Below are 23,611 nucleotides of genomic sequence, written 5' to 3' on the forward strand. Positions count from 1 at the left end.
TCGCCGCGTCGCACCTATCGCAAGCACGGTGCAGCGACCGGCGCGCGCACAGGCAGCCTGACGTTCCAGGCCACGAGCACGACGCCCAGCAGGCCGATCAGCCCGATCCCGGGCGCGCCGACATCGATCGCGGCGCGCAGCCCCCACGCGGTGGCCGAGATGCCGAGCGCCATCGCGATCGCGCCCATCAGCAAATAGCCGATCAGGAAGATCGCCGACAGCGTACCGGCGCGGTGGGCGGGCGATGCACTGGCATTGATCATCGTCAAGCCACCGCGGAACTGCAGGCTGTAGGCTGCGCCGCCGAACGCGAGTCCGACCAAGAAGACCGGCAGCGAATGGTTGTTGGCCGACAGTGCGAGCAACCCCATGCCAGTGGCCGATGAGAGCCCGCCGAGCACGATGCTCGCGTTGGCCGAGAGCCGCTTCGCGGCGAGCGTCACCGCGCCGGTGACCGTTGCGAAGAGCGCGATGGCCGCGCCGTTGACGAGCGCGTTGGCGGAGCCGATGAGGTCGTGCGCGACCTGCGTACCGAGCGACAGGAACAGCGCGCCCAACGCATAGCCGCCCGTCACGGCGACCGCGGAAATCGCGAAGGGCCAGCGGATGCTCTTGGGCACGCTCACAGCGCCCGGCCGCCAGCGCGCGGCACCGTCGATCGCGGCATGCCGCGGCAGGAGCCAGGTGGCGCCGAACAGCATGGCGAGGACTGCGAAGAGCACCCAGAAATTCAGATGGGTCGGGAACGGCGCGTACTGGATCAGCCCGCCACCGATCAGCGTTGCGGCCGCGAGCCCGACCGCGGTCGCGATGGTCGCGACCGCATTGGCTCGTTCCGACTGACCGGCCGCGCTGAACTCCACCAGCGCCGCGGTGGCCGGACTGGTCGACAGGCCGACGCCGACGCCCATGAAGAAGCGCCCGATGAAGATCCACGCCACGCTCGGCGCGGCAGCGAACAGCAACACGCCCAGCAGCGAAGCGGCAAGGCCGAGCAGCATCGTCGCGCGGCGCCCGATCTGGTCGGACAGGTTGCCGAACAGCAGCAAGGCCGCCACCACCGTGATCGGATAGACGGCGAAGATCGAGGTGATCACCGTCGGCGTCAGATGCCATTGCGCGGCGTAGAGCGGATAGGTGCACGCCGGCGCGGCGCTGGTCCAGAGGGTGTGGCCGACGACGGCGGCCGAGACCCAGAAGCTGGCCCGGCGGCCGAGGGTGAACGAGGTGCCGGCAGTGGCGAGCGTTGTCATGGTCCGGGTTCCTTGGTCGGCGCTCACAGCGCCGTCTTGCCGCCGTTGACGCCGACGATCTGGCCGGTGATGAAACCTGCCTTGTCGGAGGCGAGGAAGACGATGGTCTGCGCGATTTCCTCGGGCTTGCCGGCGCGCTTGGCGGGCACGCCCGCGATCAGGTTCGCCATCCGGTCGGCATTGCCGGTGAAGCGGTTCAGCATGTCGGTGTCCACCGGGCCGGGCGCGACCGCATTCACGCGCACGCCCACGGCCGCGCCTTCGAGCGCCGCGGACTTGGTCAGGCCCTCGACCGCGTGCTTGCTGGCGACGTAGAGCGACGCGCCCGCGACACCACGGGTGCCCATGGTCGACGAGAGGTTGATGATGCTGCCGCTCCGCTGCGCCAGCATCACACGCAGCTCGTGCTTGAGGCTCAGCAGCGTGCCGAGCACGTTGGTGTCGAAGGTGGCGGCATAGGTCTCGGCGGATTGCGCCGTCAGCGCGCCGGGAGTGCCTTCGGTGCCGGCGTTGTTGACCGCCACGTCGAGCCGGCCGAAGCGCGCCACCGTGCGGTCGACGAGCTGCTGGACTTCAGCCTCCGAGCGCACGTCGGCGCGCACGAACTCGGCCTCGTTGCCGAGCGCGCGCAACTCGGCGGCGAGCGCCTCGCCGGCTCCCTCGCGGCGGCCCGAGACGACGAGGCGGGCGCCCTCGCGCGCAAAGGCCAATGCGGTGGCACGGCCGATGCCCGTGAGAGCGCCGGTGATGAGGACGACGGGAGCGGACATGGTGATTTCCTTCGCGGGATCGTTGCGGCCTGGGCTGACTGCCGGGGTACTAAATATGGACGAACGTATTAAATAAGTCAAGCTCGGACCGCAGACTTTTACGAAACGGATTCGGTTGGGGGCAAGGCCGGCAGCGCCGGTCGAACGATCCGGCAGCGGCGGCCGGCTTCCCGGATCAGCCGCAGTCGGCCAGCGGCTCGGCCGAGCCGGTGCGGCGCAGCACCATCGTGAACAGGATTTCCTTGAAGCGCTCCACCGGTACCGTGCTGCGCTCGGCCTTGGAGAGCAGGTTGGCGCCCTGCATCGACGACACGATGAAGGCCGCCACCTCGTCGCAGTCGAGGCCAGGCGAAAGTTCACCAGCCTTGACAGCCGCCCGCAAACAGTAAGCGAGCGCCAACCTCACCTCACCGAACACCTCGAGCAGGCGCTGCCGGATCCGCTCGCTGTGGTCGGAGGCCTCGGCAGTGAAGTTGCCGTACAGGCAGCCGTTGCGCATCTGGTCGCGGTTCAGCCGGTCCTTGGCGGCGTCGATGTAGGCCCGCAGGCGCTGCAGCGGCGGCAGGGCGTCGTTGCGCAGCGTCTGCTGAATCGTCTCGGCGTTGCGGGAGCGGTAGAGCTCGATCACCTCGAGGCCGAAGGCCTCTTTCGACTCGAAGTGGTTGGTGAACGAGCCCTGCGGCACCCCGGCCGCCCGCACGATGTCGCGCACGCTGGCATTGGCAAAGCCGTGCGCATGGACGACCTTGAGGCCTTCCGTGAGGATCTTTTCTCGGTGGGAATGCTTGGGCATGAAATCAATATAGTCGTCCGTATTGGATTGTCAAGCCCAGTCCGGCGCCATCAGGCCATGACCCCACAGGTCATCGACCCCGCGCGCCCCCTGGACGACAGTGGACCCAAGCCGGCACCGCAGGGGTTCCGGTAGCAACCAGAAAGCACACCCTCATGACGAACGGTTTCGACATCCTCCCACTCGCCGTCGGCCTCCTGATCGGCATCGCTGCCGTGGGCTCCTGCATCGGCATCGGCATCGTCGGCGCGCGACTGCTCGAAGGCACCGCGCGGCAGCCGGAGCTCAAGGACACGCTGCAGACGCTGTTCTTCCTGATCGCCGGCGTGACCGACGGCGCCTTCATCATCGCGACCGGCATCGGCCTGTGGTTCGCGACGGCCAACCCCTTCAAGGGCTGACGAGCCGCGGGCGCGTCACGTCAGCTCACATCGATGGAACGATCAGCGCATGCCGATGCGCGCATCGCCGAACAGCGCCTTCAGCTCGCGCGGCTGCGAGCGCCAGTACTGGGGCGGCGCCTCGACCTGCCCGCCGAGCTCGGCCGCCGCGCGCCACGGCCAGTGCGGCTCGAACAGGATCGCGCGGCCGAGCGCCACCATGTCGGCGCGCCCTTCGGCCACGATCGCTTCGGCCTGCTTCGGCTCGGTGATGAGCCCGACCGCGATGGTCGGCAGCCCCACCTCGGCCTTGATGCGCTCGGCCAGCGCCACCTGGTAGCCCGGTCCGAGCGGAATCTTCTGCAGCGGCGACACGCCGCCCGAGGACGCATCGATGAAAGCACAGCCGCGCGCGGCCAGCGCGCGTCCGAAGGCCACCGTCTGTTCGATGTCCCATCCGCCCTCGACCCAATCGGTGCCCGAGACGCGCACGCCGACCGGGATGCGCTCCGGCACGACCGCGCGCACCGCGTCGAACACTTCCAACGGAAAGCGCATGCGGTTCTCCAGCGAACCCCCATAGGCATCGGCGCGCTGGTTGGCGATCGGCGACAGGAACTCGTGCAGCAGATAGCCGTGCGCCCCATGCAGTTCGATCGCGTCGATGCCGAGCGCCACCGCGCGCTGCGCTGCGCGCGCGAAGGCCGCCTTGATGCGCGCGAGGCCGGCGGCATCGAGCGCGAGCGGTACGGGCTCGCCCGGCGCATGCGGCAGCGCGGATGACGCGACCGTCTGCCATGCACCTTCATTGGGTGCGAGGCACTGGCCGCCATCCCAGGGCGCGTGGCTGGAGGCCTTGCGCCCTGCGTGGCCGAGCTGGAGGGCGACGGGGATGTGCGAGTGGCGACGGATCGCTGCCAGCACACGAGCCAGCGCGGCTTCGTTGTCGTCCGAATAGAGGCCGAGGTCACCGAGGGTGATGCGGCCGATGGCTTCGACGGCGGTGGCTTCGATGACCAGCAGGCCTGCGCCGGAGAGCGCGAGCTGGCCCAAATGGATCATGTGCCAGTCGGTGGCGCTGCCCTCCTCGGCCGAGTATTGGCACATGGGGGAGACCATGATGCGGTTGCGGAGGGTGAGTGGGCCGAGGCTGTGTGGGGTGAAGAGGGCGCTCATGGCGTGGGCTTGGTGGGGAAGGAGGACTTATATCGGGGGTTCGTGGGGTGTGCTTGTGAAGGGGCTTGAGGGGACGATGGGCACCGATTCCAGAATAAAATCCGAGCGATAACTCGCATTGTTCATTCCCTTTTGGAACGTCGACATGGCACGCAGGGCACTGACAAAACCCAGGAAGCACGCCTCTCAAGAGAGATCGCGCGCGACCGTCGACGCGCTGGTTGAAGCGACAAGTCGCATTTTGGTCAAGGAGGGCTTCGACAAGGCCAGTACCAATCGGATCGCCGCGGAAGCGGGCGTGAGCATTGGCTCGCTCTACCAGTACTACCCCAGCAAAGAGGCACTCGTTGCGGCCGTCATCGATCGCCACAATCAGGACATTGCGCGAATCGCCCGTGCCGCCATGGAGGAAGTCGCCTCGCAGCCGGTAGAGAAGGCGGTGCGCAGGCTTGTCGCCGTGGCCATCGAGGCGCATCGCATCGACCCCAAGCTGCATCGCGTCCTTGCAGAGCAGATCCCGCGCACGGGACGCCTTGAGAATGCAGCAGGCTTCAATCGTGAAAGCCATTCCTTTTTCGTGACCTATCTCAAGACTCACCGTGCCGAGCTCCGCGTGACCGACTTCGAACTTGCGGCCTTTGTGTGTGTGACGGCCATCGAAGCGCTGGCCCATACTGCCGTGCTGCACCGCGCTGAAATGCTCTCCGACAAGGCGTTGAGAACGCTTGGCGACGAGACTGCGCGCCTCGTGGTCGGCTATCTCCAATAGTCGTGCTCCCCGGAAGAACTCACGCTGCTTCAAATATCACTGCGCTGCCACAGGCTTCCTCTGGAGAGACGACCAGCTTTCCATTCGGCGTATCGATCATCTGCTGCAAGTGCGAGACTTCGGATAGGGGCTGACCGTGGGCGACATAGGCTTCGCGCACTTTCTCGATGTCGTCGGTACCGAGGTGCATGATGTGCAGGCCTGTTGCGAGATCACATCATCAAGCTGCGCGGTGATCAGACTTGCGTCCTCTCGAGGCTTTCGCACCCAGTAAAGAATCAAGACCGCAACGAGCGCGGCCCCACCTGAAACCCAGTTGGGCAGCAGCGCCACCTGGGCCAAGGCCATGAGAAAGAAGGAGGCATACATTGGGTGGCGAATCTTTCTGTATACGCCCCGAGTGATCAACTGGTGATCCTGCGCCAATTCCAAGGTCACGGACCAATTCTTCCCGAGGCCCGCATGCGAACGCCAGAAAAGCCATATGCCCGCTGCCATGAGAGAGGTGCCGGGCCAGATCGAGAATGCCGGAAGATGGTAGTTCGCCGAGCTGAAAGCGGGAGAAGCGGCGACCACCAGCGGAATCCCGACCTGGCACCAGCCGACGAACACCACCAGCGACTTATCCACGATGGTGGCATTGCTCACCGACTTTTCACTCGATGGCAACCTGAGCTTGAACGCTGTGCGTCTAGCCACATAGGCGGATATGCCCATGAAGAAGACGATGATTGAAAGTGTGGACGGCACGGTTGATTGTCTTTGCGTATGAATCTGCTCATCGCATTCAGGTCGCGGCTTCGAGAAAGTCCGTGATTCCATCCCGGCTCGGGATGATGCCTTTCAATTGAAGAACGGCGCCGGCATTGCCTCGGTGATAGTTTCCGTGCAGGCATACATGCAGAATGATTTCACCTCGCGTCATGCGGGCGGGCTTTCCGCTGGTGAAGACGAAGTCGATCGGCTGCTCAAAATCGTTCTCTTCGAGGCTGCTCACATAAGAGACGTACCAGTCGTCGACTTCCCGCGTGCTATTCGCGAGTGTCTGGAGTTCCGGCATCTCTTCGGACCGCGCCGCGCGAAACGCATGAGGCAATCCTTGCAGGTGATGCTGGAAGATTCTGTCGACCACATGGATATGGTCCAGGATGCGAAACATGATGGAGGCATCCTCCGGGCTCAGCTGGTCGAGATTCCGGTTCGCCGCTTCGTAGAGACCGCTATCGGCCCATCGCTTCATGGCAACAAGCTGTGCGTAAGGTTGACGGAGCACGAGGGGTGCTCCTGCGTGATGGGGACCCGCTCCACGGATCCGTCCTGTCAATGAGATTTTCCCGGCGCTCATAGCTACTCCTGTTCAAGTGCGTTGCGTGCAGAAATAATACGAGCGAACACTCGTATTTTCTACTCGCATTCGGAACGCTGGCATGGTGCGCGAGCCACCTGACGAGACACGCAAGCATCCCTCTCACTGCTCGCATTTCGATCTGCAAGACGTCATCGGTATCTGTCCGGCCAAGTCATCTTGATCTCGACGAAGTGTCATAGGAGGCTCTACTCCACTGGACTTCGTGACACGTGGACACTTCCGTTTTGAGCGCGGCTGGCCGCCGCCGCAGGCGCAAGCACAGCGCCGAGTTCAAGGCCAAGCTCATTGAGGCCTGCTCTCGGTCATCTGGCCGATGAGCGCCGCAGCAGAATTCGCTACCTGGATGCGCGAGGTTCTCAAGTGATCCGAGCTGACGCGCGGTGGCTGTCGGTCGAGCCAATGGACATGCGAGCCGGGACCAACACCGCCTTGGGTCGGGTCGTGGCGGTGTTCGGAGCCGCTCATCCGCGCCACGCCTACGTGTTCGCCAACCGCCGGAGCGATCGGCTCAAGGTACTCGTGCATGACGGCATCGGCATCTGGCTGTGTGCCCGTCGCCTTCACCTGGGCGGCTTCGTGCGAGCCTCGCTGACCAATAGGGTACTCAGCCAGGCGCAGTTCGACGCTCTGGTGCTCGGGCTGGTTGCGCCGAGTCCATGCCGTCACATGGTTTACAGACAGCCATCCTTTTTGCCATGACCATTGCGTCGGTCGCGCCAGGGCAGACGTAGTTGGCCAGCGCCGGCTGCGAGAGCAGCAGCGACAGGACCACTGCGAACGCGGTCATGCAGCGATGGAAGTGGCGACGGAACATGCGTTCGAGAATGCAGCGGTAGCGCCTTCGTTGCGCTGGACCCTGCGAACTATCGTTCCCTTGTATAGGCGGGCTCAGAGCCATGACCGGGCTGCCAGCCCAAGACAAAAAGCGCCGCCAAGCAAAAGCCTGCGCCAGCATAGAAGGTCGATGCCGCTCCGAAAGCGTCCCAGAGGACGCCCGCGAATGTGCTTGCGAAGAGCATTGCGAGGCCGCTGACAAGATTGAACATCCCATACGCGGTGCCGCGCAAATCCTCTGGCGAAGTGTCGGCAACCATGGTGGCAAGCAGGCCTTGCGTCATGCCCATGTGGACGCCCCACAGGGCGACACCGCTGAACAATGCAATCCAGCTCATGCCGGAGGCGAGAACAAGGTCCGCCGCAAGAAGCACGACGAGCCCAACGCCCAAGAGCCTGCGGTGATTCATCGCGTCGGCCAGTTTCCCAAACGGGTAGGCGGACGCTGCGTAGACCATGCTCATGGCAACCATCACCAGGGGGACCAAAGCCGCAGGGATGCCGGTCTGCTGTGCCCGCAAGACGAGAAATGCCTCGCTGAACCTTGCCAACGTGAAAACGGCGCCGACACCAACCACCCACCAATACGCGCCGGGGAGCGTTTTGAGGTTCTCTCGGCGAATGGGGTTAGGTCTCGCCTGGGACCGGTCGCGCTTCGGCTCGTGCAGTCCAAACAACAGAAGCGCCACGGCCAGGAAGGCGGGAACGGTCGCCACCCAAAATACTGCTCTGAAGTCGTTCGCCCACAGCAGCATCAGGCCGACAGCGACAAGCGGCCCGATGAACGCGCCGACTGTGTCGAGCGATTGCCTCAGGCCGAATGCGGCTCCTCGCACGTGCTTGGGCGCGAGGTCAGCCACCATTGCGTCGCGCGGCGCACCTCGAACTCCCTTTCCAACGCGATCCAGCAGGCGACCGGTGACCACTGCACCAAAGCTTGTCGCCATGGCAAAAAGCGGCTTGCTGACAGCGCCGAGGGCGTACCCCGCCACGGCCAGCCCCTTGCGTTTGCCGAGGTAGTCACTCAAGGAGCCAGAGAAGACCTTGACGATGAGCGCGGTCGATTCAGCCAGTCCTTCAACGAGCCCGACGGCAAGGACACTGGTGCCGAGCGACGTGACCATGAACATGGGAAGCAGGCTGTGAATCATCTCGGAGGAGATGTCCATCAGCATGCTGACAAAGCCTAGTACCCAGACGCCGGCGGGAATTTGCCGCAATGTTGATGAAGTTGGCTGGGTCATGAAGAATTGTCGCCGCTCAACCATCGGCTGGCGCTGTAGGCGGCTCTAGACATCATGGTCGCTCGATAGGCCGCGGAGGGCTCGTCTCCGGTATCGTGGATTGCGTCCTCCGAGAGGCGCCGAGCCGGTTTGTGGTGCTCAAGGCGTTGCGCAAGTACGGCCCGCCAGGGCAAGTCAGCGTGGTCTGCGAGGCCGGGCCGGCGGGCTATGGGCTGTATCGCGCGTTAAGCGCACAGGGCTACCGTTGCGAGGTCATCGCGCCTTCGCTGGTGCCGCGCCGAGCGGGCGAGCTAGTCAACTTGCGTCTGAAGGCTCGTCGGCAACTCAAGGCCTTCTTGCTGCGACATGAACGACGCTATCCGGGCAAGACCTCCTGGACCGGGCTGCACGAGCGCTGGATCACCCGGCAGCGCCTCGATCACCCGGCGGACCCGATCGCGCTGACCGAGTACCCGTTGGCTGCACAGGCCGCACATGAACGAGTGCAGCGATTGGGTGCGGCACTCGCGCACAAACGCCTACCGGACGGTCGACATCACGGTCGCACGGCACCTTGGTTGATCACGCCATGACAACATGGAGCAATTGTCCAGAGCGCGCCGCTGCATATCGCTGAGCCTGGGTTGCTCTGCAGGGGGCGGCCCCTGCCAGTAACCAGGCTCGTACTCGGCCGGCCGAGGCGGCGCGTAATACGCCGGTTGCGGATCGTAGTAGACGGGCGGAGGGGGGGCGTAATACGCAGGGGGCGCGGGTTGATAGTAGACGGGCGGCGGATTCGAATACACGGGAGCCGGCTCGTAGTAAACAGGACCGCCGACGCCGATGGACCAACTCACCTCGGCGTTGGCCCAACCGGCCGCCGAGAGGGTAACGGCGGCGACGGAAACCGAGAAGATCAGTTTGACAAACCCAGGTCGATTCATGCTCACGGGATGCTCCGAAAGAAGGGCGAAATCGCCGATGTCAGTCACAAACGCTTCACTGGGCGGGGCGGTGGACACGAACAGCTGGACAACCTGGTGGGCCATGCGATCCGCTACACGCCGCCGGACTGCCGGATCGATTCTTTCGCGGTGAAGAAGGCCGCCGGGCATCCGGTGCGCCGGGCAGCGGCCTGGGGCTTGCGATCGTGAGCGCGATTGCCCAGCATCACGCGGCGCGTGTCGTTCGCGTTCCCACCTTAAAGGTTCATTTTCGATGCGCTGCCCGGCCAGCCATGGATCGATGAGCGTGTGCGACTTAAGTCGTTCTTAAGCAGGGATCACCGAGGATCCGACTCGACATGATCCTCAGCAACGCACACCTGTTCGAACTCCTCAACGCGGGGGCGCAGCCCGCGCCGCTGATGCTGGCGTTCGCGCGCTTTACCGCGCAGTGGCTGATCATGGCGCTACCCGTCGTCGCGGCCCTGCTCTGGCTACGCGGCGACCATCGCATGCGCCTCGATCTGCTGCACGTCGCGTTGTCGGGGCTGATCGCACTCGGCATCGCGCAGCTCATAGGCTTGGCATGGCCCTCGCCGCGGCCGTTCGCACTTCACATGGGCTACCAGTACCTGGCGCACGTGGACGACCCAGGCCTCCCCAGCGACCACGTCATGCTGATATGGGCCATCGCGCTGGCCACGCTGAGCTCGGCGCGAGGATCCTGGCTGGTGTTCCCGCTGTTGACGATCGGCCTGCTGGTGGGTTGGGCCCGGGTCTACCTGGGCGTTCACTTTCCCTTCGATGTCGCCGCTGCACTGCCCGTGGCCGCACTCGGCGCCGCTGCAGCATGGGGGCTGAGTGCCCGACTCGAAAAGCAAATGGCGGCGCTGTTGAAGCTCTACGATGCCTGTGAAAGCGCTGTGCTCCATTTCCTGCATCGCGAGTAAGCGCCTCGATCAGCGCGCCTTCTGCTTTCAAGCGCCCCCTGTTGCTGCAGGCCCGCGACACGCCGAACGAGCTCAAGGGCGACGTGTATGCCATCGTCGCCGAGGCGGTGGAGTGGGCGCGCTCGCGTCAGCACTGATGCGCGTTGCCCTGGACACGAACGTTCTGCTCAGCGCACTCATCTCGCCGCATGGCCCGCCCGATACGACTTACCGCGCCTGGCGCGCTGCGCGCTTCGAAATCGTGACCTCGGCGACCCGGCTGGATGAGCTGCGGCGGGCCAGTCGCTACCCCAAGTTCGAGGCGGTGCTCCAGCCTTATCGCATTGGGGCGATGGTGAGCAACCTGCGGCGCGCCCTGGTGTTGGAGCGGTTGCCAACAGACATCGAAGCCGACGTGGTGCGCTACTTCCATCTCGACGATGAAGATCGCGAGCGGATCGCCGGCGGGAGGCTGCCGTGCACATGCCTACGGTTTGCCTCGAGCAGCGGATGGCTTGCGTGCATTTCTCGTCTTGCGTGCAGGATGACCTGCCATCCGGGCTGGTTGTCGGATGCGTTGCGAACCTCAGGCATGGGCCACCACGACGACCAGCGCCCAGCCCAGCAGCGCGACGCCCAGCGGCGCGCTCAGGCGCCGGCCCCAGGGCATGTTCTTCTCGATCGCCATCACGGCGGCCAGCACCAGCATCCAGCCCAGGCTGCCGGTACCGAAGGCGAACATCAGCAGCATCAGTGCCCAGCAGCATCCCACGCAATACAGGCCATGGTGCGCGCCCAGCAGGAAGGCCTGGCGCGCGGGCGCCGGGCCGTGCCAGCGGGCGATCACGAAGCCCAGCGGCGTGCGGCATTTGTCGAGGCACTGGTACTTGAGCCGGCTGAACTGGAAGGCGCCGGCCAGCGCGATGACGGCCGCGCCGATCAGCCAGCCGTGCCAGGCCAGCGTGGGTGATTTTGCGAGCAGGGACAGCAGCGCCGCGTGCAGCCCATGGGCCAGCAGCCCGAAGGCGCCCCATGCCACCATGTAGCCGAGACCGAGCAGCAGCATCAGGCGGCGATGGTCCGCGCGCCGCGCGGTCATGCGGTCGAACACGTCGAACAGGGGCAAGGTGGTGGGCAGCATCATGGCAGCGGTCATCAGTACCCAGGCAAGGGCATAGAGCAATCCGGGCAGCCACCATTCACCGGCGGGCAGGGCGCGGCACAGGAAGGCGGCCGGGCCTGAGGCCATCCAGTCCCCGTGCTCGAGGTAGCGTCCCCAGGGGCTGCGCGCCCAGGCCCACAGCACCACCCACGCCAACACGACCAGCGCAGCCAGCAGCGGCAGAAACACGCGGCGGTGGCGCGCGGGGCCGGCCAGCGGTACCGCACGCGCGGCGGCAGGCATGGCGGGCGCTCAAGCGTCGAACACGAAGGTGCTTTGCAGCGCGTTGTGGTTCTTGATGTCCAGGTCGATGCCCAGGGCGGCGTTCTTCGAGCGGTAGGTCGGCGCCTTGCCGACGAAGACCGGCGCACCCGGCACGGTCGAGAACACGGTGTCGGACAGCACGGTCTGGCCGCCGGTCGCGCCGCGGTAGGGCTCCAGTTCGGCGTAGTAGTCGCTGCCGATCGACAGCTTGCCGCTGCCCTCGTTCACGTGAAAGTCGATCTTGGCGCGCTCCACCGACACCACGGTGCCGATCAGCTTGGCGAGATCGGCGATCGGCCCGCCGGCCTGGCCGGTGTAGACCTTGAGCAGCATCTCTTCCTGCGCCTTGGAGGCGTTGTCGTCCACGAAGATCGCGGCCGTCCAGTTGCCCTGCAGGATGTTGCCGGGCACATGGGCCACGGCGGCGATGGTGTTGCCGCCGACGTCGAGGCCATCGACCGTGCCCTTGTCGATGCGCCAGGCGACGATGGTGTCGCAGGTCCCGTTGTCCGGATCCTCTCCGATCCAGCAGGGACACAGGACGTTGCAGTTGCAGACCTCCAGCAGGCGACCTTCCAGGTGATAGCTCATAGCAAGCTCCTTGTGCGTTGAATGGCGAGCCTCACTGACTCGGAACTTGTCGCCGCGGCTGAGGCGGCAAGGAGAAAAATGCTACGCCGCCGCGCGCGGCGCGTCCATGTGCCAAATGGCCGAGGCCCCCGGGGCCTGCTGCGAACCGGCGGCACGGACCGGTCGACCTGGCCGTCCGAGGGGACGGGCGCGGCGGCGGGCGGCGTTACATGGATGCCCCCTGTTTGCCGAGCTTTCAGTTGATGATGACGTGAAGGGTTCGATTGCCATGCAGTTCACGGCGCGCATGCAGCAATCGGTGGCTGTCACTCGCAATGCAGGCAAAACTCGCCAATGGCATCGATGGCCTTGAGAAGAGCGGCATTGTCCAACGCATAGGAAATTCGAAAATAGGGAGCCGATCCAAAAGCGCTTCCAGGTACCACCGCCACGCCGGCTTCACCGAGAAGCGCATCGGCCACGTCTTCGTCCGTATTCAGCTTCGTACCCGCCGCAGTCGTTCTGCCCATGAGGCCTTCGCACGACGCAAAAGCGTAGAACGCCCCTTTCGGCATTGCGCACGACAGGCCCGGCGCAGCATCAAGGCCTTCCACCACCCAATTGCGGCGACGTTCAAATACGGCACGGGATGTCCGAACGAATTCCTTCGGGCCTTGCAGCGCCGCGAGCGCCGCGTACTGCGCAATCGTGCAGGCACCCGATGTTTGTTGGCCCTGCAATTTCTCCATGGCCTCGACAAGCCAGCCCGGGCCTGTGGCGAACCCGATGCGCCATCCCGTCATGGCGTAGGCCTTGGAAACGCCGTTCATCGTCAGGATGCGATCCTTGAACGCGGGTCGCACCTGCGCCAAGGTGTTGAAGATCTCGCCGTCAAAGATGAGATGCTCGTAGATGTCATCGCAGAGGATCAGGACATCCGGGAATTCGACCAGCACATCGGCGAGCCGATTCAGTTCGTCGCAGCTGTAGACCGCTCCGGTCGGGTTCGACGGCGAGTTCAATATCAACCAGCGACTCTTGGCACCCAGCGCTGCTCGCAGCGCGTCCGGCGTGAGTTTGAAGCCGACATCTTCGGCGCAGGGCACGATGACGGACTCGCCGCCGCAGATCTGGACGATCTCGGGATAGCTCACCCAGTAAGGCGCAGGAATGACGACCTCATCGCCGTCGTTGAGGGTCGCGGCCAGGGCATTGAAGATGGCCTGCTTCCCGCCGCTGGTCACGAGCGTGTCCTGCCAACGCACACCGGCCATCCCGTTTTCACTCCTGAATTTTGCGGCGACGGCCTCTCTCAGCGGGCGGATGCCTGCGACCTGGCTGTAACGGGTATGTCCTCCGCGAATCGCGGCGATGCCTGCTTCGCACACATGCGCCGGGGTGTCGAAATCGGGCTCTCCCGCGCAAAGCGAAATGACCTGCGTGCCTGCGGAACGCAGGGAAGCCACGCGATCCATGACGCGATACGTCGCGGATGGACGGGCCGCTGCCAGCCGGTCGTTCAGACGTTGCGAAGCTGGCTGAGTCACTGCCGGGTTCCATCCTGAAGGCCAAGCAATTCGAACGTGGTCTTGCCCTTCGCCAACTGCCGCATGAACTCTTCCTCCTTGCCGGCCCTCTGCTGTCCCTTCGACAGAGCTGCCTCGACCCGGTCGACCGGCAAGATCAACACGCCGTCGTCGTCGGCCACGACCAGATCACCGGCCTTGACGGGCGTGCCCGCGAGATGGATCGGCAGGCCCACCGATGGCGCGCTGGCCTTGACCGTGCCGCGCATCGAGATGCCGCGCGTGAACACCGGGAAGCGCCGCGCTGTCATGGCCGCAATGTCTCGAACGCCGCCGTCGATGACCAGTCCCTCGACGCCTGCGGCTTCGGCGGCGACGGTCAGCACTTCGCCCCAGTAACCAGTGACAAAGCCGCCCGCTCCGACCACGAGAACGCTGCCTCTCGGTACGTTCTTGAGCGCGATGTGAATGGCAAGATTGTCTCCCGGCGAGCATTCGACCGGGTATGCAGGCCCGGCGATGGACGCGCCCGCCCAGAGGGTCCGGATCGCGGGGTCCACCGAACTGCTCGTCAGACCCGAGGCCTCGTACAGCGTCGACGTTCCCAGTTTGCGCGCCAGCGTCATCTGCGCGGCAGAAAACGGCGATGGAGACTTCATGAGTCCCTCCGCTGCAGCTTGTGGTACCCAAGGGCCTCGCGCGCCTGGCCGATCGTGTCGCCCTTCGCGATGCGTTCGCGGATCGCCGATTCCGCCTTCTCCACCTGGCGCGCCGCTTCGGCAACCTTGCGCGCATGCTCGCGGGGAACGATGACGACGCCGTTGGCATCAGCGAACACGATGTCGCGCGAAGCGACGCGCACTGTCCCGATGCCGATCGTGGTGTTGATCGATTCGACTTGAACGCGGTCCTTGCCGGTCCGCATGAAGCGCCCTGCGGAGAACATGGGATAGCCGTCGTCAAGAGCGCGATTGACATCGCGGCAAACGCCGTCGATCACGGTACCCGCGATCGCCCGCAGCGAGGCGTACTGCGTCATGATGTCGCCCCAGACCGTGCAGTCCGTGCGGCCACCGTTGTCGATGACCACCATATCGCCTTCGGCGACGTCGTCGATGAAGTCGCCGACACTCCCGGCAGGCGAGCTTGCAGGCACATACTTGACGGTGAAGGCCGGTCCGACGACAGGGGTCGAGTAATTGGCCAGCGGCATGATGCCAAATGCCTGTCCGTGGATGCCCAGCTTGTCCAGGGCGTCCGAAACACCCGGTGTGTCCAGGCCTGAAAAAAGTGCCGTCAATTCCTGATCCTCGGCATTCGCCTTCTTGGGGTTGTCACTCATCACATGGTCCTTGGGTTGGCGGCTCGGCGCCGGTCAGCCGCGAGCGGCAATGGCTTCGAATTCCTTGTCGTGCATGACGTCCTTCACGGACCGTCCGCTGCGAACGGCAAGCACCATGCCTTCCTGCCGCCTCGCGATGCGCTCGGCCATGTCGAGCACCTCTTCGATGCGCCGAGCCGGGACGAACGCGGTTCCGCAACGGTCCGCAATCACGAAGTCGCCTTCGCTGACGGTCACGCCTGCCATCTTCACCGGCTGGCCGGAACTCAGCTGAATGATTCGATTGCGGGCACTGATCATCGTGATGCCGCGGCCGTAGACCGGGTAGCCGATCGACTCGCTGCCCTCGATGTCCCGGCTCATCCCGTCGATCACCGAGCCGCGGATCTTCTTGACCTTGGCCGCATTGGCAATGATGTCGCCCCAGCAGGAGATTCCCTCGGGCCCTCCGGCGATCACCAGGACGCGATCATCCGTGGCGACTTCGTCGATCACCGGCGTGATCAGATGAACGGTCGGGGCGCTTCCGGTCTTCGGCCCGACCTGGATGGTGCTCGCGAGACCCACCACTTTGGGGCAGTCCCACAATGGCCGAAGTCCATAGGTTGCGCCCTCCAGGCCGAGAAAGTCGAGTGCGTCCGAGATGGTGTTGGTATCGAGTGCCTCGAGGCGCTCGAGGGCGGTGGGGGTCTGCTGGGTCATTGCGCTGGATGTGATGTGCTGTCGAACGATTCGAACCGCTTACTTCGCAGCAAGGCTTTCCATGGGAAGGTCGCTGGGATCGGCCCACAGTCGCTGCAGTGTTTCCGGAGGCGGCATGTTGAGCCGCACACCCCTCGGAGGAATCGGTCCGATGAACCACTTGTCCCACAATTTCTTCATCTCGCCGGAGCGGATCAGATCTCGAATGGTCGCATCCGCGAGGGCCTTGAAGGCAGGATCGTCCTTGCGCATCATGATCGCGATCGGCTCCACGTTCAGCACCTCGCCCACGACGACGAAATCATCGGGGTTCTTGGATGTGGCAATGGTGGCACTCAGCAAGCCGGCATCGATCACCCACGCATCGGCGCGTCCCATCTCCAGCATGAGGAAGCTCTCGGCATGGTCCTTGCCGAGGACATCCTTGATATCGAGTCCGGACGCTCTGGCGTACTTGCGCAGGTGTTGCACGGAGGTCGTCCCGGTCGTGGTGACGACTGTTTTTCCTTCCAGATCCTTGACGGACCGGATGCCCGAAGTCTTGCGCACGGCCATTCGCACTTCCTCCACATAAGTGGTCAATGCGAAAGCCACATCCTTCTGGCGCGCCAGGCTGTTCGTCGTCGATCCGCATTCGAGGTCCACGGTGCCGTTCTGAACGAGCGGGATGCGGTTCTGTGAAGTGACCGTTTGGTATCGAACGTTGATTTTCGGGAGCTTGAGTTCCTTTTGAGCCGCTGCAATGATGCGTTGGCAGATTTCCACCTGGAAGCCCACAGGCTTTTCACCGTCGGGCATATACGACATCGGAACGGAAGCGTCTCGCACGCCCATCGTGATGGATCCTGACGACCTGATCTTGTCGAGCGTCTGGGCCGTGACCGGTACGGCAGCCGCCGTGGCGACGAATGTGGCGAACGCGATGAGCAGTGTTTTCACGAAGGGAGCTCCAGTTTGACGGGATGAACCAGTTGATCGTCGAGTGCCAGGCGCTCAATTCGCCGAGGCTCGGATGTTCGATTGCCTGGCGATGGAGCGATAGAGAGCGCTCTCCTGGCGAATGAGGTCGGCGAACGCCTTGCGGCCGGAGCCGACAGGTTCCAGTCCGTTGTCGCGCATGGCTTGCCTGAACGCTGCATCGCCGGCCACCTGCCGCGCAGCCTTTTCGAGCCGGGCAGCCAACGCTTCCGGCAGCCCCTTGGGCGCCCATAGCCCATACCAGGTGTAGAACTCGAGCCCTTTCAGGCCGGTCTCCTCCGTGGTCGGAATTTCCGGTGCCGATGCCAGCCTGGTACGGCCGGTGACGGCGAGTGCCTTGAGCTTTCCGCTCTTGACCAACGGGACCGAGGTCACCGCCGGGTCGAACATCGCAGTGACCTGGCCGCCCATGAGATCGGTGATCGCCGGTGCATTCCCCTTGTACGGGACGATGAGAATGTTGACGTTCGCAACCCGATTGAAGAGTTCCTCGGCAATGTGGCTTGCCGATCCGATGACCGACGTGGCGAAGGTGATCGAATCGGGTCTGGCCTTTGCCAGCTGCGCCAGTTCGATCGGCGTCCTGACCGGCAGGGACGGCGTCACGATCAAGACCAGAGGCCCCTTCGCGACCTGGGAAATGGGGGTGAAATCCTCCAGCGCCCTGTACGGGCTCTTGTCGGAGATCTCGGGATTGATCACATGCGCCGAGGGATTCAGGAGCAAGGTGTAGCCGTCCGGCCTGGCGCGCATGACGTCGAGCGTCCCGATGTTTCCGGAGGCCCCGGGCCTGTTGTCGATGACGACAGTCTGACCGAGGGATTCGCCGAGTTTGATCGCGAAGCGCCGCGCCACGGCATCGGCGGAACCGCCCGCGGGATAGGGCACCACCATTCGGATCGGCCGGTTCGGCCAACCGTCATCGCCGTTCGCTTGCGCCAGCGCGGGCGATGCGAGCGCGGCGAGAAGCGCCGTACCCGCCGCCACGGCAAGCACCTGGCGCCTCGTCGACTTCCATGGACCCTGCGCGGCCGGCATGCCGGCCGGGACTGCACGGCCCCTGTCAGCGTCGCTACAGAAAGATGAGGTTTTCACATGTCGCCTTTGCCGGAGAAGGCGCCATGGTGTGGCCTGGGCCTCGATAGGTCTATTCCCAAGATCGGAAGCTTTTGATACGCTTTCCGTATCAATGATCAACTTCCGCCTCGTCAAGCACCTGTATCTCTTTGCCGTCGTCGCGGAGGAGCGTCATTTCAGGCGGGCGGCGGAACGGCTCGGCATGTCGCAGCCCCCCTTGAGCGAACAGATCCAGACGCTCGAGGCCTCTTTGAAGGTCAAGCTGTTCCAGAGGTCGAGTCGCGGGGTGCAGCTGACCGCCGAGGGCGCTGCCATCCTTCCTGCAGTGCAGCGCCTTGTCGCCCACATGGAAAAGCTGGATGTCTCCGTGAAGGAGGCGATCGCCGGCAAGGGCCGCGTGCTGACGATCGGTGCCATCACCTCCGCGATGACGGATCCGCTGCCGACGATCATCGAGCAAGTGAAGATCGCATTGCCGGACATCAAACTGGCGGTCGTGGAAATCGACAGCGCGGATGCGATCGAGGCTCTGGAGAGCGGCTCCATCGATTTCGCGCTCGCCCGGATCGAGGGCACCGTCGGAACGGCCATTCGATCTCGACCGCTGTTGACGGACCGCTTGGCGGTGGCCCTCCCCGCCTGGCATCGACTTGCGAAGCGCAAGGCCTTGCGCATCAATGAACTCGCCGACGAGGACTTCGTGATGTTTCCCCGCGCCGTCAGCCCCTCCTTCTTCGACGGAATCATCGCCGCTTGCCATGCGCATGGCTTCACGCCACGTCTTCTGCATGAAGCGCGATCGGTGGCTTCGCAGGTTGCGATGGTCGGCTGCAGTCAGGGCATCGCGCTGGTGCCCAGCGGCTTGAGGTCGCTGGGTTCGGACGCGGTCTCGATCAAGCCACTGCGCGAGGTCATCGAAATCGTGACCATCGCGCTGGCCTGGAGCGGATCGAATGCAGATCCAACCATCGCAAGGGTGATCGACGTAGCGCTCGGCACCAACGCCTCTGCGCCAGGACATGCATAGACCTGCCCGCCGGACCGAATCGTCCCGGTGCCAACGCGTCAAGGAAGTCGATCACTTCAAGGCGCACGTTTCGCCATGTGCAGCAGCGCACCCCTCCAGGACCCCAAGCTCCTGCGCCGACTCCTGCGCGCCAAAGACCGCATGGACGCCTTCTCCCACGAGCCGCGGCCCATCCACCGCCTTGCCCAAGTCAAAGAGACGCCGGGCGCGGTCCGCGAAAGCCGGCGCGCCGCGGCGAACGCGCTGGACCTCGTGCCGGCCTGCTTCCTCAGCGCCGCGCACCGGCCCGATCTCAGGACCGCCGTTTTGGAGAAGCGGCGCCGCAAGGCGGCCGATATAAACGTCTCCGAAGAAAAGGAGATCCCATGCGCCGTGGATGCGGGTTTTCGCGATCCGTCGGGCAACGGCTGGAAGATGATCGAGCCGCGCCGCTGAGGCGGCACGATGTCTACGACTTGAACGACTTCGCCATGTCGACGATGGCCTGCTTGTCGAAGGCGTTGATGTCATCGATCAGCTCGTTGGTGAAGAGTCGGTTCGGGTCGCCCAGTTGGTCGGCGAGCTTGGGGTCCTTGCTGCTTTCGGCGGTCATCTCGATGTTGGTCTTCCACTCGGCGAGCGACGACGCGCCGATGCGCTGATCGGGGTCGTCGGGACGGCGCATCCAGCTGTTCCTGCGGTCCTTGAGGATGAAGGCCAGCTCCTTGCGCGCATCGTCCTCGCTGCGGCCCTTGGGCTTGCTTTCGGGATACACCGCCCAATGCAGGTCGATGCCCGCGTTGAGGTTGTTGTAGGAGAAGAGGGTGGACTTGGCGATGCCCTGGAACAGCGCCACCAGCGCCTTGCGCTCCTTCTTGAGGAGGTCGCGCGTCACGCACAGCCAGCCCGATCCCACCTGCGCGAACTTCGGCGTCAGCGGCACATAGCGCAGTTGGGTGCCCACCAGCTCGATGCGCGCGGCCGCGGTGTCGAAGGCCACCAGCGCATCGACGCGGTCGTTGTCGATCGCGGCACCGGCCGGCGCGCCGTCGCCGATGGCGATGTACTCGCACTTGTCGTCGCTGAGTCCCATCTCGGCCAGCATGGTCTTGGTGACGACGATGCCGGCGTCGCCCTGGTTGCGCACGCCGATGCGCTTGCCGGCCAGGTCGGCCGCCGTCTTGATCGGACTGCCCGGCTTGACCACGATCACGTTGGCATTGCGCGGCAGCCACTTGTAGACGCTCACGAAGTCGAGGCTCGGGTCCTTGGCCATCGCCGGCAGCAGGATGCCGGGCACCGCGGGGCCGAAATCGACGTGGCCGGCACGCAGCATCTGCATCGCCTGCGTCATGCTCGACATGTTGACGTACTCCACGTCCACGCCATGGGGCTTGTAGAAGTTGAGCCGCGGGTCCTGGCCCGCGGTCACGAAGCACTGCTGCGGATCATTGACCGCGGCCGTGTTCGCCACTCTCATGACTCGCAGCTTCTGCGCCAGTGCCGGCAAGCTGCCGGCGAGACCGAGGGCACCGAGGCCCAGGCCGAAATCGCGTCGCGTCCACATGGTCCACTCCTCGCCGGCACTGCGCCGGCACATTGCAAGAAACAAGCATCGCGCGGCTGGAAGCGCCCGCCGCACAAGGGCGCATTCAAACGTTCACGGCGGGCTGCGAGCTGTCGGCCGGCATCCAGTGCAGCACCCGCCGCTGCACGCGGCGCAACAGGGCCGTCAACAGAATGCCGATCACCGAGAGCACGACGCACACCGCGAAGCTGCCGGCGGTGTCGGCCTGCGCTTCCATCTGCAGGATCAGCACGCCCAGCCCGGCCTGCGCACCGACGAACTCGCCCACCACGGCGCCGACCACGCTGAAGGCGGCGGCCATGTTCAGGCCCGCGAAGATGTAGGGCAAGGCGCTCGGGAACTTGGCCTTGCGAAAGATCTGCCAGCGTGTGGCCGACAGCGAGCGCAACAGGTCGATGCGGTCGGGGTCCACCGCCTTGAAGCCCGCGATGCTGGTCACCAGCACGGGAAAGAAGGTGAGCAGGCAGATGATCATCACCTTGGAGCTGATGCCGAAGCCGAGCCAGACCACGATGATCGGCGCCACCGCCACCTTGGGCACGCTCTGCAGTGCGGCCACGTAGGGGCCCAGCAGCGTCTCCAGCTTCGGCATCTGCGAGACCACGATGCCGATCGCCAGGCCGACGCCGCCGCCGATGAAGAAGCCCAGCAGGATCTCGCCGAGGGTGACGCCGCCGTGGTACCAGAAGCCGTCCTTGGCCATCGGTCCGGTGGCCAGACCGCGCCACAGCGCGACGACGATGTCGCTCACCGGCGGGATCAGGTACTTCGATGCCTTGAACAGCCGCGTCGCCGCTTCCCACGCGCCGAGCAGCGTGATCAACAACAGGATGGATTGCACGCGCGTCGATGCCAGCGGGTTGGCGCGTCGCGGTCGCGGCGCCTGCGCCGGCCTGGCAGCGGCGTCGTGGGTCTGCGGGGTGGAACCGGAGCTCATCATGGCGGTGGTCATGGCAGTGCCCTTTCTTCAATCGAACGAAGCGGCATGCGAGAAGCGCTCGCGGATCGAAGCGGACGCCGACGCGAAGGTCGGGTGCGACATCGCTTCCATCGTCCGCGGCCGCGGCAGGTCGATGGGCAGCACGCGCTCCAGCGTGCCGGGGCGCGGCGACATCACGAACACGCGGTCGCCGAGGAACACGGCCTCGGGGATGGAGTGCGTGATCAGCACCACGGTCTTGCCGCTTTCCATCCAGATGCGCTGCAGCTCGAGGTTCATGCGCTCGCGCGTCATCGCATCGAGCGCGCCGAAGGGCTCGTCCATCAGCAGGATCTTGGGATCGTGCAGCAGCGCCCGCGCGATCGAGGCGCGCTGCTGCATGCCGCCGCTCAGCTGGCGCGGCAGCTTGTGCTCGAAGCCGTCGAGGCGAACCATGTGCAGCAGCTGCATGGCGCGTTCGCGTGCCTTCTTCGGCTCCAGCCCGAGCACTTCGGCCGGCAGCATCACGTTGTCGAGGATGGTGCGCCAGGGCAGCAGGATGGAACTCTGGAACACGACGCCGATGTCGCGCCGCGTGCCGTGGATCGGCTGGCCGTCGAGCATCACGTGGCCGATCTGGTAGTCGAGCAGCCCGGCCAGGATGCGCAGCAGCGTGCTCTTGCCGCAGCCGCTGGGACCGACGATGGTGACGAAGCTGCCCTGCTGGATGGTGCAGTCGATCTCCTTGAGCGCGAGCACGCCGTCGCTGCCGCCGCCGAAGGTCTTCGACAGCCCCTCGATGCGGATGTAGTCGGGCCTTGCCGCGGCGGATGTCGTGTTCATGCCTTGACTCCTGCGGGATTCAGGAAACGAATCATGTGATGGGCAAGCGCTTCGGGTGACTGCATCGCCGTCACATGCCCGGTGGCCGGCAGCAGCACCGCATCGGCGCCGCGGATGCGTCCTGCCATCGCCAGCGTCACGGTCGGCGGCACCACGCGGTCCAGTTCGCCGGCCAGCACCAGCGTCGGTGCGACGATGTCGGCCACGCCCTTGTCGAGCGTGGTCGCCACGGTCGCCGTGCGGCGGATGGAGCGCGCCGATTCCGGGCGCGCAGTCGCAAAGATGCGCCGCAGCTCCGGCCGCTGCTGCAGAAAGGCTTCGGGGAAGAACCAGGTCGCCAGTTCCTCGGCCGTCTCCGGCAGACCGCGCCGCAATTCGGCGAGGCGACTCGCATCGGGACACAGCTCCGCATACGGCCGCGGCAGCGCCCAGGTGCTGGCCAGCACGAGCCGATCGACCGAGCGCGGATGCAGCAGCGCCAGCGCCTGTGCCACCCTGCCGCCATACGACGACCCGAACACGTGTGCCCGCTTGAGGCCCAGCGCCTTGATGAACTGCTGCGCATCGTTCGCCAGGTCCACCAGCATCGCCGGGCGCTCAGGCCCCTGCGTCTCGCCGCAATCGCGCTGGTCGTAGGCGATCACCGTGAAGTGCTTCGCCAGATGCGGCACCAGCGCGGCGAACATCTGGCGCGAGGCTTCGGCGCCATGCATCAGCACGAGAGCCGGACCATGGCCCTCGCGGTCGAAGGCCGTGCGCAGCTCGCCGGCCTGCACGAACTCGGTCATGGCGCGCCTCCTTCTTCCTGGTCCATCCAGAAGGTCATCTCGACCTTCAGCCCGCGCGGGTCGTGCAGGAAGAGTTGGTGAATGCCCCAGCCGGGAATCGGCGCCTCGGTGAAGGGCACGCCGAGCGCGCCGAGGTGCTCGCGCATCTCCTTCAGTCCGCGCGAGCGGAAGGAGATGTGGTCGACGTGCCCGGTGACCGGCTGCGTCGCCGCGTCGGGCGTCGCCAGATGCGCATACAGATGCACGATGGGCTGGCCGTCCGCATAGAGCCAGGCGCCGGGCGCGGGAATCTCCGGCCGCGCGCCGATCTGCAGCCGCATCACGCGCGTGTAGAAGTCCACGAGCGGCGGCAGCTCGTCCGGCGTGCAGCGGATCGTGTAGTGATGGAGTGCGGTGACGGGCATGG

27 protein-coding genes and 2 pseudogenes are annotated in these 23,611 nt (G+C 65.1%); 9 read left to right on the forward strand and 20 right to left on the reverse strand.

Annotation, left to right across the window (positions count from 1 at the left end):
* Positions 1-14: 14 nt before the first annotated feature.
* The 3 genes from E5P2_RS26135 to E5P2_RS26145 form a co-directional block, all read right to left on the reverse strand.
* Positions 15-1,253 (reverse strand): MFS transporter, encoded by a 1,239-nt coding sequence (locus E5P2_RS26135; protein ID WP_162569997.1) that lies wholly within the window; start codon positions 1,251-1,253, stop codon positions 15-17.
* 23 nt (positions 1,254-1,276) lie between these two features.
* On the reverse strand, positions 1,277-2,023 hold the full coding sequence (locus E5P2_RS26140; RefSeq protein WP_162569998.1) for an SDR family NAD(P)-dependent oxidoreductase: 747 nt from the start codon (positions 2,021-2,023) through the stop codon (positions 1,277-1,279).
* 175 nt (positions 2,024-2,198) lie between these two features.
* On the reverse strand, positions 2,199-2,816 hold the full coding sequence (locus E5P2_RS26145) for a TetR/AcrR family transcriptional regulator (RefSeq protein ID WP_162569999.1): 618 nt from the start codon (positions 2,814-2,816) through the stop codon (positions 2,199-2,201).
* A 155-nt stretch (positions 2,817-2,971) separates the two neighbouring features.
* Here E5P2_RS26145 and atpE point away from each other — a divergent pair, with 155 nt between their 5' ends.
* Positions 2,972-3,217: a F0F1 ATP synthase subunit C gene (atpE, locus tag E5P2_RS26150; protein ID WP_162570000.1), complete on the forward strand. Its 246-nt coding sequence runs from the start codon at positions 2,972-2,974 to the stop codon at positions 3,215-3,217.
* A gap of 42 nt (positions 3,218-3,259) precedes the next feature.
* On the opposite strand, the gene E5P2_RS26155 is transcribed toward atpE, so the two are convergent.
* Complete coding sequence (locus E5P2_RS26155; protein ID WP_162570001.1) at positions 3,260-4,372, reverse strand: NADH:flavin oxidoreductase/NADH oxidase; 1,113 nt, start codon at positions 4,370-4,372, stop codon at positions 3,260-3,262.
* A gap of 145 nt (positions 4,373-4,517) precedes the next feature.
* Here E5P2_RS26155 and E5P2_RS26160 point away from each other — a divergent pair, with 145 nt between their 5' ends.
* Positions 4,518-5,141, forward strand: coding sequence for a TetR/AcrR family transcriptional regulator (locus E5P2_RS26160; protein ID WP_162570002.1), 624 nt, complete (start codon positions 4,518-4,520; stop codon positions 5,139-5,141).
* Positions 5,142-5,237: 96 nt separating this feature from the next.
* Here the strand turns inward: E5P2_RS26160 and E5P2_RS26165 are convergent, their stop codons facing one another.
* Together E5P2_RS26165 and E5P2_RS26170 are read right to left on the reverse strand one after the other, a co-directional pair.
* Complete coding sequence (locus E5P2_RS26165; RefSeq protein ID WP_162570003.1) at positions 5,238-5,963, reverse strand: protein-S-isoprenylcysteine O-methyltransferase; 726 nt, start codon at positions 5,961-5,963, stop codon at positions 5,238-5,240.
* On the reverse strand, positions 5,929-6,414 hold the full coding sequence (locus E5P2_RS26170) for a DinB family protein (protein ID WP_162570004.1): 486 nt from the start codon (positions 6,412-6,414) through the stop codon (positions 5,929-5,931). The genes E5P2_RS26165 and E5P2_RS26170 overlap by 35 nt, the downstream gene beginning before the upstream one ends.
* Positions 6,415-6,795: 381 nt before the next feature.
* Here E5P2_RS26170 and tnpB point away from each other — a divergent pair, with 381 nt between their 5' ends.
* Entirely contained in the window at positions 6,796-7,209 is a 414-nt protein-coding gene (tnpB, locus tag E5P2_RS26175; RefSeq protein WP_162570005.1) for an IS66 family insertion sequence element accessory protein TnpB, read from the forward strand.
* 164 nt (positions 7,210-7,373) lie between these two features.
* Here tnpB and E5P2_RS26180 read toward each other — a convergent pair whose 3' ends face one another.
* Positions 7,374-8,588: an MFS transporter gene (locus E5P2_RS26180; RefSeq protein WP_162570006.1), complete on the reverse strand. Its 1,215-nt coding sequence runs from the start codon at positions 8,586-8,588 to the stop codon at positions 7,374-7,376.
* 101 nt (positions 8,589-8,689) lie between these two features.
* Between E5P2_RS26180 and E5P2_RS38390 the strand changes: the two are divergent.
* The 4 genes and pseudogenes from E5P2_RS38390 to E5P2_RS38395 all read left to right on the forward strand — a co-directional run.
* Positions 8,690-9,094 (forward strand): annotated as a pseudogene (locus tag E5P2_RS38390) (IS110-like element ISCARN28 family transposase); the annotation flags it as partial.
* A gap of 426 nt (positions 9,095-9,520) precedes the next feature.
* Positions 9,521-9,721, forward strand: coding sequence for a hypothetical protein (locus tag E5P2_RS26190; RefSeq protein WP_162570007.1), 201 nt, complete (start codon positions 9,521-9,523; stop codon positions 9,719-9,721).
* Positions 9,722-9,870: 149 nt separating this feature from the next.
* The gene (locus E5P2_RS26195) at positions 9,871-10,461 is read left to right on the forward strand and encodes an undecaprenyl-diphosphatase (protein WP_162570008.1); all 591 of its coding nucleotides are present in this window, start codon (positions 9,871-9,873) and stop codon (positions 10,459-10,461) included.
* Positions 10,462-10,597: 136 nt separating this feature from the next.
* Positions 10,598-10,744 (forward strand): annotated as a pseudogene (locus E5P2_RS38395) (PIN domain-containing protein); the annotation flags it as partial.
* A gap of 282 nt (positions 10,745-11,026) precedes the next feature.
* On the opposite strand, the gene E5P2_RS26205 reads toward E5P2_RS38395, so the two are convergent.
* The 8 genes from E5P2_RS26205 to E5P2_RS26240 all read right to left on the reverse strand — a co-directional run bounded on the left by E5P2_RS26205 (position 11,027) and on the right by E5P2_RS26240 (position 17,980).
* Positions 11,027-11,845: a DUF2182 domain-containing protein gene (locus E5P2_RS26205; RefSeq protein ID WP_162570009.1), complete on the reverse strand. Its 819-nt coding sequence runs from the start codon at positions 11,843-11,845 to the stop codon at positions 11,027-11,029.
* A 9-nt stretch (positions 11,846-11,854) separates the two neighbouring features.
* Positions 11,855-12,457, reverse strand: coding sequence for a DUF1326 domain-containing protein (locus E5P2_RS26210; protein ID WP_162570010.1), 603 nt, complete (start codon positions 12,455-12,457; stop codon positions 11,855-11,857).
* 305 nt (positions 12,458-12,762) lie between these two features.
* Positions 12,763-13,911, reverse strand: coding sequence for a pyridoxal phosphate-dependent aminotransferase (locus tag E5P2_RS26215; RefSeq protein WP_162570011.1), 1,149 nt, complete (start codon positions 13,909-13,911; stop codon positions 12,763-12,765).
* Positions 13,912-13,979: 68 nt separating this feature from the next.
* A complete protein-coding gene (locus E5P2_RS26220) occupies positions 13,980-14,588 on the reverse strand; it encodes an RraA family protein (RefSeq protein ID WP_232080855.1) in 609 nt (202 codons plus the stop codon).
* 29 nt (positions 14,589-14,617) lie between these two features.
* A complete protein-coding gene (locus tag E5P2_RS26225; protein WP_162570013.1) occupies positions 14,618-15,304 on the reverse strand; it encodes an RraA family protein in 687 nt (228 codons plus the stop codon).
* A gap of 33 nt (positions 15,305-15,337) precedes the next feature.
* Positions 15,338-16,006: an RraA family protein gene (locus E5P2_RS26230; protein ID WP_162570014.1), complete on the reverse strand. Its 669-nt coding sequence runs from the start codon at positions 16,004-16,006 to the stop codon at positions 15,338-15,340.
* Positions 16,007-16,045: 39 nt separating this feature from the next.
* Positions 16,046-16,945, reverse strand: a complete 900-nt coding sequence (locus E5P2_RS26235; RefSeq protein ID WP_443083534.1) for an amino acid ABC transporter substrate-binding protein — start codon at positions 16,943-16,945, stop codon at positions 16,046-16,048.
* A gap of 54 nt (positions 16,946-16,999) precedes the next feature.
* Entirely contained in the window at positions 17,000-17,980 is a 981-nt protein-coding gene (locus tag E5P2_RS26240; RefSeq protein WP_162570015.1) for a Bug family tripartite tricarboxylate transporter substrate binding protein, read from the reverse strand.
* 193 nt (positions 17,981-18,173) lie between these two features.
* Here E5P2_RS26240 and E5P2_RS26245 point away from each other — a divergent pair, with 193 nt between their 5' ends.
* Positions 18,174-19,088 (forward strand): LysR family transcriptional regulator, encoded by a 915-nt coding sequence (locus tag E5P2_RS26245; protein WP_162570016.1) that lies wholly within the window; start codon positions 18,174-18,176, stop codon positions 19,086-19,088.
* 75 nt (positions 19,089-19,163) lie between these two features.
* The gene (locus tag E5P2_RS26250) at positions 19,164-19,523 is read left to right on the forward strand and encodes a hypothetical protein (protein ID WP_443083535.1); all 360 of its coding nucleotides are present in this window, start codon (positions 19,164-19,166) and stop codon (positions 19,521-19,523) included.
* Between the two features lie 13 nt (positions 19,524-19,536).
* On the opposite strand, the gene E5P2_RS26255 is transcribed toward E5P2_RS26250, so the two are convergent.
* From E5P2_RS26255 to E5P2_RS26275, 5 genes are all read right to left on the reverse strand, one after another.
* On the reverse strand, positions 19,537-20,634 hold the full coding sequence (locus E5P2_RS26255; protein WP_162570017.1) for an ABC transporter substrate-binding protein: 1,098 nt from the start codon (positions 20,632-20,634) through the stop codon (positions 19,537-19,539).
* Positions 20,635-20,719: 85 nt separating this feature from the next.
* Positions 20,720-21,607 carry an ABC transporter permease gene (locus E5P2_RS26260; RefSeq protein WP_162570018.1) on the reverse strand — a complete coding sequence of 296 codons (888 nt, stop codon included), beginning with the start codon at positions 21,605-21,607 and terminating at the stop codon, positions 20,720-20,722.
* Between the two features lie 15 nt (positions 21,608-21,622).
* Positions 21,623-22,417, reverse strand: a complete 795-nt coding sequence (locus tag E5P2_RS26265) for an ABC transporter ATP-binding protein (protein WP_162570019.1) — start codon at positions 22,415-22,417, stop codon at positions 21,623-21,625.
* The gene (locus tag E5P2_RS26270) at positions 22,414-23,205 is read right to left on the reverse strand and encodes an alpha/beta fold hydrolase (RefSeq protein ID WP_162570020.1); all 792 of its coding nucleotides are present in this window, start codon (positions 23,203-23,205) and stop codon (positions 22,414-22,416) included. The genes E5P2_RS26265 and E5P2_RS26270 overlap by 4 nt, the downstream gene beginning before the upstream one ends.
* The gene (locus E5P2_RS26275; protein WP_162570021.1) at positions 23,202-23,609 is read right to left on the reverse strand and encodes a VOC family protein; all 408 of its coding nucleotides are present in this window, start codon (positions 23,607-23,609) and stop codon (positions 23,202-23,204) included. The genes E5P2_RS26270 and E5P2_RS26275 overlap by 4 nt, the downstream gene beginning before the upstream one ends.
* Between the last annotated feature and the right edge of the window lie 2 nt (positions 23,610-23,611).

The organism is Variovorax sp. SRS16, from assembly GCF_901827165.1.
Lineage (GTDB): Bacteria > Pseudomonadota > Gammaproteobacteria > Burkholderiales > Burkholderiaceae_C > Variovorax.